The 12,460-nt window shown below is 46.0% G+C and carries 9 protein-coding genes and 1 other RNA gene; 1 reads left to right on the top strand and 9 read right to left on the bottom strand.

Annotated elements, in window-relative coordinates; all coding sequences use genetic code 11:
- Window positions 1-13: 13 nt before the first annotated feature.
- Complete coding sequence (locus MHH49_RS17180; RefSeq protein ID WP_341138295.1) at window positions 14-1,234, top strand: aminotransferase-like domain-containing protein; 1,221 nt, start codon at window positions 14-16, stop codon at window positions 1,232-1,234.
- Between the two features lie 1,158 nt (window positions 1,235-2,392).
- Here the strand turns inward: MHH49_RS17180 and rnpB are convergent.
- The 9 genes from rnpB to glyQ all read right to left on the bottom strand — a co-directional run bounded on the left by rnpB (window position 2,393) and on the right by glyQ (window position 12,293).
- An RNA gene (gene rnpB / locus MHH49_RS17175) (RNase P RNA component class A) lies at window positions 2,393-2,795 on the bottom strand.
- A 64-nt stretch (window positions 2,796-2,859) separates the two neighbouring features.
- A complete protein-coding gene (locus MHH49_RS17170; RefSeq protein ID WP_076098536.1) occupies window positions 2,860-3,975 on the bottom strand; it encodes a Nif3-like dinuclear metal center hexameric protein in 1,116 nt (371 codons plus the stop codon).
- Window positions 3,951-4,730, bottom strand: coding sequence for a tRNA (adenine(22)-N(1))-methyltransferase (locus tag MHH49_RS17165; RefSeq protein WP_440971527.1), 780 nt, complete (start codon window positions 4,728-4,730; stop codon window positions 3,951-3,953). Before MHH49_RS17165 ends, MHH49_RS17170 begins: the two co-directional genes overlap by 25 nt.
- Window positions 4,727-5,551 carry a hypothetical protein gene (locus MHH49_RS17160; RefSeq protein ID WP_076098535.1) on the bottom strand — a complete coding sequence of 275 codons (825 nt, stop codon included), beginning with the start codon at window positions 5,549-5,551 and terminating at the stop codon, window positions 4,727-4,729. Before MHH49_RS17160 ends, MHH49_RS17165 begins: the two co-directional genes overlap by 4 nt.
- A gap of 110 nt (window positions 5,552-5,661) precedes the next feature.
- A complete protein-coding gene (rpoD, locus tag MHH49_RS17155; protein ID WP_036683799.1) occupies window positions 5,662-6,795 on the bottom strand; it encodes an RNA polymerase sigma factor RpoD in 1,134 nt (377 codons plus the stop codon).
- 40 nt (window positions 6,796-6,835) lie between these two features.
- A complete protein-coding gene (gene dnaG / locus MHH49_RS17150; protein ID WP_076103819.1) occupies window positions 6,836-8,656 on the bottom strand; it encodes a DNA primase in 1,821 nt (606 codons plus the stop codon).
- A 39-nt stretch (window positions 8,657-8,695) separates the two neighbouring features.
- A complete protein-coding gene (locus MHH49_RS17145; RefSeq protein WP_076103766.1) occupies window positions 8,696-9,175 on the bottom strand; it encodes a YaiI/YqxD family protein in 480 nt (159 codons plus the stop codon).
- Between the two features lie 162 nt (window positions 9,176-9,337).
- Window positions 9,338-11,413 (bottom strand): glycine--tRNA ligase subunit beta, encoded by a 2,076-nt coding sequence (gene glyS / locus MHH49_RS17140; protein WP_076103764.1) that lies wholly within the window; start codon window positions 11,411-11,413, stop codon window positions 9,338-9,340.
- Window positions 11,406-12,293, bottom strand: a complete 888-nt coding sequence (glyQ, locus tag MHH49_RS17135) for a glycine--tRNA ligase subunit alpha (protein WP_036683820.1) — start codon at window positions 12,291-12,293, stop codon at window positions 11,406-11,408. Before glyQ ends, glyS begins: the two co-directional genes overlap by 8 nt.
- Between the last annotated feature and the right edge of the window lie 167 nt (window positions 12,294-12,460).

The following is a 12,460-nucleotide window of genomic DNA, read 5'->3' as shown; positions in this document are numbered from 1 at the left end:
GGAGAACTAATTTATGGATATCAAATACTCAACGGCAGCCAATCATCTAGGGTCATCAGCAGTTCGGGAGATTCTAAAAGTTACACAGGGCAATGACATCATTTCACTTGCAGGCGGGCTGCCTGGGGAGGATTTGTTTCCCTTGGAGACCGTACGCGATGCCTATAATCGTGTGCTCTCCAGCGATACCTCAGCGCTTCAATATGGGCTAACCGAGGGTTTTACTCCACTACGTGACAAAATCGCTGAAAGACTTACCCGGCAAGGCATCCCGGTTACATCCTCTGAGATGGTGCTGACTACAGGCTCACAGCAAGCTATAGATCTGTTATGCAAAATATTGCTGGATCCCGGCGATGCAGTTTTTGTGGAAGCGCCCACCTATCTGGCAGCACTACAGGTACTCGGTTCTTACCGGGCTGCTATTCATACGATACCAAACGACGAACATGGCATTCTGCCAGATCAATTGGAGGAGCAGATTCGGGTACATCGGCCAAAACTGCTCTACGCAGTTCCGACCTTCAACAATCCGTCTGGAGCAACCTGGAGTAAAGAGCGCCGCGAGCAGGTGGTTGAAATCTGCCGCCGTTACAGTGTTCTTATTCTAGAGGACAATCCCTATGGAGAAATAACCTTTGATGAAGATAAAACTCTATATCCCCCCTCACTAGCCTCCATCGATAGAAGCTTCGGCGGGGATTATTGTGTAGTCTACACAGGGACCTTCTCCAAAATCGTCGCCCCTGCCCTGCGCACGGGTTGGATTATCGGCGATTCCGAACTAATCAAGACCATCGCCAAGGCGAAGCAAGCAGCCGATCTGCATTCCAGCACCATCGACCAGCGTGCTTTAGATGAACTGCTGTTACATTTTGATATTGAGCAGCATATCCGCCTCATCTCAAGAGAGTATCATTCGCGTATGAAGCTCCTGTCCGCGGAGCTCAGATCACATAACTGGGAAGGAGCATATTTCCTTGAACCAAGAGGCGGCATGTTCCTATGGCTTACACTTTCCGAAGAGATTAACACTAAGGAATTACTCCCGCTGGCAGTGGAAAACGGAGTAGCGTTTGTTCCAGGAGAGGTATTCTATTCAGCGGAGCCTCACAAAAGCAAAATGCGCCTTAACTTCACGCATACGCCACCCGAACTAGTTCCTGTTGCTGTTCAACGTCTAGAGAAAGCATTGGTTCAATGGCAGCAAAATCAAAACATCGTTCGGTCGTGAATAACTGCTCATAATCAATAGCCACGATAGCTAATTAAAACGGCTTCTCCATCCTTTATTGGCCGGAGAAGCCATTTTTTGTGAGCAGATTTCTGCGTTTTCACTTTTGCGCATTTGCAGAATGTTACCTTTACGCATTTCTGCAAATCAAATTTTCGCATTTCTACTTTTAGCGTTTTTGCAAATCTCATTTCGCAATTCCACATTTGTGTGTCTACACAGCTCATTTCTGATTTCCACATTTCAGCGTCTCTGTACAGCTCATTTCGTATTTTCACATTCGGCGTTTCTGCACAGCTCGTTTTGCATTTTCACATTCGCGTTTCTGCACATCTCATTTCGCATTTTCACATTCGCGTTTCTACCCTTTGCACATCATATATCCAATTCCCCACATTTCGCTTTCCGCATCACCAATTATCCTCTAGTTACTCAACACATCTACCACTTAACTAACTCCGATTTCACCAGCGAAGTTACAGCCAGAGGTTACAATTGATATTTTGCTACTAACTCCAATCTTCCCGCAGAAGATTAGCCAAGCTCCGCATTGTTACAGTTTGCTAGCTACTAATCTAATTCTGGCTTCAAAGTAACTATGGAGTTCTGGAGTTCTGGAGTTCTGAGTTCGGGAGTTCGGGAGGTTCGTATCGGACCCCAGCGCTCTTATTTGCATCAATTCCGCTCATTTGGTTTGCTATCGGACTCCATAGTCACTATTGGATTCAAAACGCCTGATATCCACCCTGTTTATGCCGAATAACGGCTCTCCAGTCCGAAACTCCTCCAAAAAGGCATAAAATACACAAATAGCTGCATCTCGGTCCGTTAGCATATCAGCTCATCAGCTCATCAGCCCATCAACCATCAGCCATCAGCCATCAGCTCATCAACCACCAGTCATCAGCCCATCAGCTCATCAACCACCAGCCATCAGCCATCAGCTCATCAACCACCAGTCATCAGCCCATCAGCCGCTAGCAATTCTGTTAAAAAATCCAATTTCTGCATATCACGTTACTAAACCCCTGCATTTTCACGCATTCACTGCTTTATATATTTGCCTTATCCACATTTGTTTGCAACAAAAAAGGCGGCGTAGCCGGGTTACCGGGATACGTCGCCGTTTGTATGGTGTTGTTATTATAACGTTGCAGTTAGGAAAGTTTGCCGTAAGCCGGGTTCTGTGCTCGTCGTGGTTCGATCGGGAACTACCCTCCCACCATAAGCGACAATCATCTATCTAGGCCATACATTACTGCACAGCTCCAGCGACCAACCTAGACGCGCCTCAGGCTAAGGCTGCTTATTCAGCTGCGTCTCATTAGGTCTTGCTCCAGATGGGGTTTACCAGGAACGAAGTCACCAGCGTTCCTCGGGGTCTCTTACACCTCGGTTCCATCCTTGCCTGTGCCGCCCTAAGGCGGCCATCGGCGGTCCATTTCTGTGGCACTATCCTTCAGCTCGCGCCGACTGGACGTTATCCAGCATCCTGCCTTATGGAGCCCGGACTTTCCTCCCGTGACGTCTTCACGTCACCGGCGATTGTCTGTCAAACTTTCCGAACAACATTATATATTATACAGACATCACATGTCTGGCACAAGCATTATTAAATGGCAATTTTATAGGAACTTAAATGGCTCCGTATTCACCTGCGAAGCATGTACAGCTGTATCATACTTATGCTCGGCCAATTTTCCAGCCATCCACTCCGCTACTTTCTCTTTCATGATCTTCTCCGCATTATGTCCCGGATCAATCAGAGTGATTCCGGCGAGCGCAGCATCCTGAACTGTATGATAATCCAGATCCCCAGTAACCAGGACATCCGCACCGCGGAAAATAGCACTGTTATAATACTTTCCACCCGAGCCACCGAGAACAGCTGCTTTACGAATCGGACGGTCCAAATCACCAACAACCCGTACATGGTCTACCTTCAGACCTTTTTTTACCGTCTCCACGAATTGTCCAAGGGTTGTAGGCTCTTTGAGCTTTCCTACCCTCCCAAGTCCTAAGCTGCGGCCCTTAAGATCCATTGAATATAAATCATAGGCAACCTCTTCATAAGGATGGGCCTTAAGCATAGCCTGCACCACTTTATTGCGGATGGAGTGCGGGACGATCGTCTCAATACGAATTTCCTCGGCACGTTCCATCTTACCTTTTTCCCCGATATAAGGATCCGTGCCTTCTCCTGGAATAAAAGTACCGTATCCCTCGATATTGAAGCTGCAATGACTATAGTTGCCAATTGCCCCTGCTCCAGCATTCAGGATAGCATCCAGAACCTTCTGATGATGATCCTTCGGCACAAATACTACCAGCTTTGATAATTGCTCTGAATGAATGTCTTTGATGGGTACTCCGTTTTCTATGCCAAGAGCTTCAGCCATCCAATCATTCATTCCACCCTCGGTAACATCCAGATTCGTGTGGCTGATGTACACCGCAATGTCATTCTTGATTAATTTTTCATACATTTTGCCCGCCGGTGTGTCTGTCTGGATTCCTTGCAATGGACGGAAAATAATCGCATGATGCGCAATAATCAAATTGCAGCCTAGACGAATCGCTTCTTCAACTACCTCATCATTCACATCTAAAGCAACTAATACATTAGTTATTTCTTTTTGCAGCGTGCCCAGTTGAAGGCCGATTTTGTCCCAATCCTCAGCTAAATGCTTAGGAGCCAGTTGCTCCATATACTGAATTACTGTTTGTCCCTTGGCAAACATTGTAGCACCTCCGTAATTTCCCTGATCTGACCTTGAATCTGTTTCCGTTTATTCTCAGCAGATTCTAGTTCTGAACGTGACAACGATGTTAAAATGCCTTCCAATTTCTGAATCTCACCCTGCCACTTAGCAAAAAACACAGCATTTGGTGCTTGAAGCAACCATGGTCCCATTTGCAGCAAGGCCTCTTGCCCAAGGACCTTAGCGGAATCCCCCAAGGTTAATTCACGATATACACTTTCATTTGTAATTCCAGCGTCCGTATTTTCTGGTACAGCCGTCAATACTTCATATAGCTTCCCGTCTTCTTCCAAAATTCTCTCAGCTACGAGTACCCATTTATTATTTAATAACCAGCGGCGCAAAATATCCTCGCCTACATTCGGCTGAAGCAAAAGGGTTGTAACATCTTTTAGCTTACCTTGGCTTTGACCCCGGTCAAGAATCGCGGCAATTAATGCGCCTCCCATACCAGCAATCGTGATACAATTGACTTCACCAGGTTCCAGAACCTCAAGGCCGTCTCCTCGGCGCACCGAGATCACCTTCCCTAGTCCAGCCTCTGCAACGCCCTTACAAGCAGCATCAAAGGGACCCGGGTTTACTTCACCTGCAATTGCAAACACAGCCTTACCGCTTTCGACAGCGGCCACAGGAAGCAAGGCATGATCGGAACCGATATCTGCTAATCTGCTTCCTTGCGGAATTTGCTCCAGCAATTGCTGAAGCCGATCTGATAATTTCACATTGTTCATGTTGCCACCCACGTTATCCATTTTTTTCGAAACCCAAACAACAAAGCTAACCCTGCTGCAATCTTTAGGATCAGCATCAATGAAATCCACTGCGGATAATCCTGTCTTAATAAAAGAGCGTCAAGCTCTGGCATGATCCAAAACGATACTCCCACTGCAAAATAAACACTGGCAACACCTCTTACCTTATGATGCAAAAGCCAGCTTAACCATACCATCAGCACACACAATGGCAGCCATAGGAACTCCAGTTCAAATATAGAGGCCTCCGGGCTTCTTCCACCGAAGAACCCTGCATACAGTAATGCCCAAAAAGCAAAACCACAGTACTGCAACAAACCTATCCGGAGTAAAAATCCCAAAATACACCATAACAAGCCGCAGCACCCAATTAGAATAGGCCTCCAGAGCTGAGGATCCAGATCATGCAAATCAATCAGCCATAGCCCAAAACCAAGCGTTAAAACACTGCCCAGCCCCGCTAGGATAAGACTGATAACATTGTTCCGGTCCTTATAAACGGCGGAGTATCCATAACAAATAATTAATACAGATAGTGCGGTTGCAAGTTGCAAAGGCCAAGGAAAAACGCTAAAATAAAGACTAATCAAGAAAATCAAGGAAATAATTCCAAAAGAAAACAGCCAAATTTTGATGCTTCCCTGCTGTAAATTTCTCAGCGAAATTGGATTGTTATCCTTATTCGCATCCTCATCGTCATACAGATTGGTTAAGAAATCGCAATACTGCTCTGGCAGCAACCGGCTTTTTCTCCAATACTGAATCTCTTTTATAATGATGTCGCGTTTTTCCAAATTCACTGGTTCATCCTTCTTTCCAGATACACAAGGTCAACACATTTTTTACCAGCGTAAATTCAAATAAAAGAACCTCCTGCCACTGAGCAGCAGAAGGTCCAGTTCATGAAATACTATTCAAGGAAATCCTTAAGCCGTTTACTGCGGCTAGGGTGACGAAGTTTGCGCAATGCTTTGGCTTCGATCTGGCGAATCCGTTCCCGGGTAACACCAAACACCTTGCCGACTTCTTCAAGCGTTCTTGTCCGTCCATCATCAAGGCCAAAACGCAGGCGAAGTACATTCTCTTCACGCTCCGTGAGCGTGTCCAGCACATCCTCCAGTTGTTCCTTCAGGAGTTCATAAGCCGCTGCATCCGCAGGAGCCAATGCTTCCTGATCCTCAATGAAATCTCCCAGATGAGAGTCATCTTCTTCACCAATTGGTGTTTCCAAGGATACAGGTTCTTGGGCAATCTTCATGATCTCTCTAACTTTCTCAACCGTCAGTTCCATCTCAGCCGCAATTTCCTCTGGGGAAGGTTCACGTCCCAGTTCTTGCAGCAATTGGCGAGAAACCCGAATCAGCTTGTTGATCGTTTCCACCATGTGTACAGGAATACGAATGGTACGCGCCTGATCCGCAATCGCACGAGTGATGGCCTGGCGAATCCACCAAGTAGCATACGTACTAAATTTGAATCCCTTATTATGGTCAAATTTCTCTACTGCTTTGATCAGACCCATATTACCTTCCTGAATCAGATCCAGGAACAGCATACCGCGTCCGACATAACGTTTCGCGATACTTACTACGAGACGCAGGTTCGCTTCTGCAAGACGGCGTTTAGCTTCTTCATCGCCATTCTTAATCCGCATAGCAAGCTCAACTTCATCGTCAGCCGACAACAAAGGAACGCGTCCGATTTCTTTTAGATACATACGGACAGGGTCATTAATCTTGATCCCTGGTGGCAGTGACAGATCGTCATCAAAGCTGAAATCATCGCTGTCTTTATCCTCATTATCCTCACTTGGTCGGAGGCTGTTAACCTCTTCATCGTTCTCGTTTACAACCTCAATTCCCAAATCACTGAGTTGCTCGTAGAACTCCTCCATTTGCTCGGGGTCTTGATCAAACGGCGATAATTTCTCCATAATATCTTTGTAATTTAATGATGATCTTTTCTTACCTTGCTCAATGAGCTGATCCTTCACCTGATCCAAAGTAAATTCTGCTTCCAATTCAGTATGCTGATCGTTCGCCATAATTCGACTCCCTCCTCCCTAGGTACATCCTGTCAACATGTCATTGTCTCTCTAGGGCTATAATCTCACTTGCTATTTGTGCCGCACGCAAAAAGTCACCTGACTTTTCAGCCTGAATCATCTCTTCACGCTTCTGTTCCATTTTGCGTTGCAGTGGGTATTTCCGCACTTCACGAATACAATCATCTAGAACCTGCATATTCCAGTCCGGAGGGGTATCCATCATGGATATTGATGTCGCAGTTTTCTCCAGACGATCATCCTGAAGTGATGATAGAAACCGACTAATGCCGGGTGGTTTGCCTTGCGCGTAATAGGCATATAGATAAGCAGCAATTGCCGCATGATCAACGATGTTGAAATCTTCTCCGAGGCGTTCGCCCACATACGTGGCGGCTTCCGGGTCCTGGATCATAAAGGACAATAGACGCCGTTCCGCGACATGATAAGCGGGTAGTAAGGTCGGTGTCTGCACCTGCCCTTTTTTATGCCTACCATTATTCCACCTTTTGTCGTTATTATCCCCTTCAGGGATGTTTTTTTGCATCGATGCCCTAAGTAAATTACAATCCTGCTTCAAACTATCATATGAAAGTTCGAGTTCAGCAGCGATTTCCTTCAGATAAACCTCTCGCTCTGTTGAGGAATGCAGTGAAGCAATAACTTCTAAGGCTTCCTTGACATAGGCGATTTTGCCATCTTCCTCTAGGAGTATATGGTTTTTTTTCAGATATATAAGCTTAAATTTTATGGATGAAACTGCTGAATCAATAACCTGATCTTTAAATCTTTCTCCTCCATGCTTGGAGATAAATTCATCCGGGTCCACCCCGCTTGGCAGTAAGGCGATCTTTACACGCAGGCCGCTGCCTTCAAGCATCGGAATGGCCTTCATGGCTGCTGCTTGTCCCGCCCGGTCACCGTCGTAAGACAGTATAATTTCATCAGCCAGGCTCTTCATAAGTGCCACATGACCCTCCGTCAAGGACGTTCCCATCGTTGCTACGCCGTTATGCACACCCGCTTCCCAGGATGAGATGACATCTCCGTATCCTTCAAACAGGACGATTTGTCGAGTTTTGCGAATGGATGCTTTGGACTGGTGCAAATTGTACAATATCCGGCTTTTGTTAAACAATCTACTCTCCGGAGAATTTAAATACTTAGGTTGACCCTCTCCAAGTATTCTTCCGGCGAATGCGATTACCTTGCCTGTACGGTTGGCAATCGGAAAAATAATCCGGCCACGGAAACGATCCAAATAGCCTTTGCCCTCACCGCGGGCTGACAGAAGTCCGCCTTTCTCCATTTCCGCAAGGTCAAAATTTCGCTTCTCCAAAAACTGCAGCAAAGTATCCCAGCGGTCCGGAGCATATCCGATCTGAAACTGGTCAATCATTTTATCACTGAAGTTCCGGCCTCTTAAATAGTCCATAGCGGCTTTGCCGTGTTCCGTATTCTTCAGCAAGTAATGATAGAACTTTGCCGACCATTCATAAGCTTGAATCAACCGGTCGCGTTCCGGATCAGGGGGAGACATCATACCTCCCTTACCTTCTGGAACGGGAATATCACTTTCTTCAGCCATTATTCTGACAGCTTCGGGGAAGGTTAATCCTTCGATTTCCATCCTAAATTTGATGGCATTTCCACCCATACCGCAGCCAAAGCAATGAAATACTCCCCGGTCGGGGGTAACAGTAAAGGAAGGGGTTTTCTCCGAATGGAACGGGCAGAGGCCCCATAAATATTTCCCCTGCTTGGACAAATGAACAACCTTAACGACTGTATCGACTATATCATGACGCGCAAGCACGCTTTCGATAACCTCTTCCGGAATATTGCCGTGTCCGCTAGCCACTTCAACCACCTTCATCTCTTAACAAATAAATATAATTCGCTATTGCTCCACATTCTCCTGCAAAAGTATTAAAAGTTTTGTCAGTTTATGTTGAAAATAAGTTTTTTCTTCTGCCGTTATGGGTTTTGGACCCTTGGAATAATGTCCCCGTCTTCGTTCCACGGCCCTGGCATGTCTTCCCTCCAACATAAAATCCATCTTGAAATTGTCGTATTCCTGACCACGAAATGAAAGCACACTGCATCGTTTACCTAGTGCAAGTGCCGCAAGACCATAATCTTGAGTCAATACCACATCTCCTGCAGTAATATGATTGGCAATATATAGATCGGCACTCTGATCTCCTCGATCCACCTGCACAACCGTTACACCCTCTTCAGCTTTCAGTGCATGGTCATAAGAAGATACCATAAGTACCGGAACACCAAAGGTGCGACCTACCTCAGCGATCTCTTTTTTGACCGGACAAGCATCCCCATCCACCACTATCGTTCTAGACTGGGACTTCTCCATGATCATCACCAATTTCCCGTGTAATATATATACGCCCTCTCCGCAAGAAATCCTTCTTTCTAAGCATAAATACGGAACGGATGTCAAATGACGCATTGGCACCGTTCCGTATATTTATACCCCAAACCAACATTCTATACCATAAGATTCAAATTTTCTTGATTAAAATTACCAGACAAGCTTCGCGAAATCAGCGAACGACTTGGAGTCAGCATCAATACCAGCAAGCAGAGCCAAACGGTTAGCACGCACTTGCTCGTCCTCAGCCATAACCATAACGGAATCAAAAAATGTTGTAACGGCGTCTTTTAGACCCGAAAGAATCCGAAGTGCTTCTTCGGCATTTTTTGCCGCCATAGCTTTCAGGTAAGGTGTGTGAAGCTCCTGCCATGTATTGAAAAGCTGCAATTCAGCATCTTCTTTAAGTAAAGCAGAATCAATCACTTCACCGGTTGCTTTACTTGCCAAATTACTGACACGAGTAAGCGAATCTACGGTAATCTTGAAATCTGCTTGGTCGGACACAGCAGCCATAAGAGCACGACTTCTGCCCACAACATCTACCACGTCGTCAAAACCAGCCGCTGTTACAGCGTCCACAACATCATAGCGTACATTGTCAGATAAAAGACGTTTTACACGCAGACCGAAGAACTCGTACAGGTTTATACGTAGTTCATCTCCAGAATGTTTCGTATTTCCTGAATTTTCATGAATTTCAATCGCCGCTTCAAAAATTTCGCGCAGCGTAATTGGCAATTTATGCTCAAGCACAATTTGGACAATTCCTGCAGCCTGACGGCGCAGCGCATATGGATCCTGAGATCCTGTCGGGATGATGCCGATGGAGAAGCAGCCAACAATCGTATCGATTTTGTCCGCTATGCTGACAACTGAACCGGCTTCTGTTGAAGGTACAGCATCTCCTGCAAATCGTGGCTGATAATGCTCGAAGATCGCTTTTGCCACAGTTTCAGGCTCGCCTGCTTTACGTGCATAATCTTCACCCATTGTTCCTTGCAGCTCAGGAAATTCATAAACCATTTGAGTTACAAGATCAAATTTACAAATATCCGCAGTGCGACTTACTTCGGACACAGCAGTAGCTGACAGTCCAAGCTTCACAGCCAGACGATCAGAGATTTGGCGAATACGGCGCACCTTATCCCCTACGCTTCCCAAATCTTCATGGTAAACAATGTTCTCAAGCTTGGCTAACGCATCGTCAATCTTCATCTTTTGATCTTCTTGATAGAAGAATTTGGCATCTGATAGACGAGCACGAAGCACTTTTTCATTTCCCTTAGCGATAACATCCAATGATTCTGCATTCCCGTTACGTACCGTTACGAAGAATGGCAGCAGTTTGCCAGCTGCATCAAAAACAGGGAAATAACGCTGATGCTCACGCATCGAGGTAATCAGCACATCCTGAGGAATCTCTAAGAAAGATGGATCAAAGGTTCCAAAGAGCACGGTTGGTGTTTCTACCAAGAACAGTACTTCTTCCAAAAGATCTTCTTTAATCGCAATTGTCCAGCTTTTCTCTTCAGCCAATTTGTTGATTTGATCCAGGATGAGCGTTTCCCGTTCCTTCACATCCACAAGTACATGCTGCGCACGCATGCTCTCCACATATTGTGCAGGCTCCGAAATTACAGTCTCTGTACCGAGAAAACGATGTCCACGGCTCACATTACCCGCTTTTACGTCCGTAATTTCCAAATCAATGATCTCTTTACCAAAAAGAGCAACCATCCAGCGAATCGGACGAACGAATTTAAAATCGTAAGCTCCCCAGCGCATATTCTTCGGGAAAGTCATCGCATTTACAATACCCAGAAGTCCTTCTGTGAGCAAAGAAGCAGTCTCTACACCCGCACTATTTTTTGTGGCATAAATATATTCCACGCCAGCTAGCTCTTTAAATGTAAATTGCTCTGGAGATACACCCTGACTGCGGGCAAATCCTAGTGCAGCTTTACTCCAGTCGCCGTTAGCATCCAGCGCGATTTTGCGTGAAGGTCCTTTGACCTCTTCACTAATATCCTCTTGCTTCTCAGCCGCGTCCTTAACAAATACAGCGAGACGACGTGGCGTAGCATATGCAGTAACTCCAGCATGGTTTATACGTGCAGAATCCAACCACTTGGACATTCTATCTTGCAGCTGTTCCATCGCAGCACGGATAAAACGTGCAGGAATTTCCTCCAGACCGATCTCAAACAGGATATCTTTAGACACGGTCAGCACCTTCTTTCTTCAGCAGCGGGAAGCCAAGCTTCTCGCGTTCCTCAAGATATGTTGCCGCTACGGAGCGGGCAAGATTACGCACTCGGGTAATAAATCCAGTCCGTTCAGTTACACTAATTGCTCCACGTGCATCGAGTAGATTAAAGCTATGTGAGCATTTCAACACATAATCGTAGGCTGGAAACACAAGATGTTTCTCCATCGCTCTACGCGCTTCCTCTTCATACATGTTGAACAGCGAGAATAACATTTTTACATCCGATACTTCAAAAGTGTAGGTAGAATGCTCAAACTCCGGCTGATGAAAAACATCACCATAAGTCATACCGCTTACCCATTCAAGATCGAACACATTTTCTTTATCCTGAATGTAAGAGGCTAAGCGCTCCATACCGTAAGTGATTTCTACAGCAACAGGATTCGCTTCGATGCCACCTACCTGCTGGAAGTAAGTAAACTGAGTGATCTCCATACCGTCCAGCCATACTTCCCATCCCAGACCTGCACAGCCCAGCGACGGATTCTCCCAGTTATCCTCTACAAAACGGATGTCATGCAAGAGCGGATCAATACCGAGTGCTTTCAAGCTATCCAAATAGATCTCTTGAATGTTATCTGGTGAGGGTTTGATGATTACTTGGAACTGGTGATGCTGATACAGACGGTTCGGGTTCTCTCCATAACGACCATCGGAGGGACGACGTGAAGGCTCTACGTAAGCCACTCTCCAAGGCTCAGGACCTAGCGAGCGTAAAAAAGTCATAGGGTTCATCGTGCCGGCGCCTTTTTCTGTGTCATAAGGCTGTACGATGATACAGTTCTGTTCAGCCCAGAACTGCTGCAGTGTCAAAATCATCTGCTGGAAGTTCATAATACCGTCTCCTTCGCTTTACAAGTTTTTTACAACAGCTTGCCTAAAACTTTCTACCATGGAGGCGGCACTTTTAGCTCCTGACAGCAACAAAAAGCCCCCGCCCCCATGCCTGATTAACAGACATAGGGACGAGAGCTTAACTTATTCTCCCGCGGTTCCACCCT

It is taken from the genome of Paenibacillus sp. FSL F4-0122 (assembly GCF_038002845.1).
In the GTDB taxonomy this organism is placed as follows: Bacteria; Bacillota; Bacilli; order Paenibacillales; family Paenibacillaceae; genus Paenibacillus_AQ; species Paenibacillus_AQ odorifer.
This window is presented reverse-complemented; position numbering and strand designations above follow the sequence as displayed.

Coding starts and splice junctions, on each gene's coding strand:
- MHH49_RS17170 (WP_076098536.1), bottom strand. CDS start 3,975: ATGTTTGCCAAGGGACAAACAGTAATTCAGTATATGGAGCAACTGGCT.
- MHH49_RS17180 (WP_341138295.1), top strand. CDS start 14: ATGGATATCAAATACTCAACGGCAGCCAATCATCTAGGGTCATCAGCA.
- rpoD (WP_036683799.1), bottom strand. CDS start 6,795: ATGGCGAACGATCAGCATACTGAATTGGAAGCAGAATTTACTTTGGAT.
- MHH49_RS17165 (WP_440971527.1), bottom strand. CDS start 4,730: ATGAACAATGTGAAATTATCAGATCGGCTTCAGCAATTGCTGGAGCAA.
- glyQ (WP_036683820.1), bottom strand. CDS start 12,293: ATGAACTTCCAGCAGATGATTTTGACACTGCAGCAGTTCTGGGCTGAA.
- MHH49_RS17145 (WP_076103766.1), bottom strand. CDS start 9,175: ATGATCATGGAGAAGTCCCAGTCTAGAACGATAGTGGTGGATGGGGAT.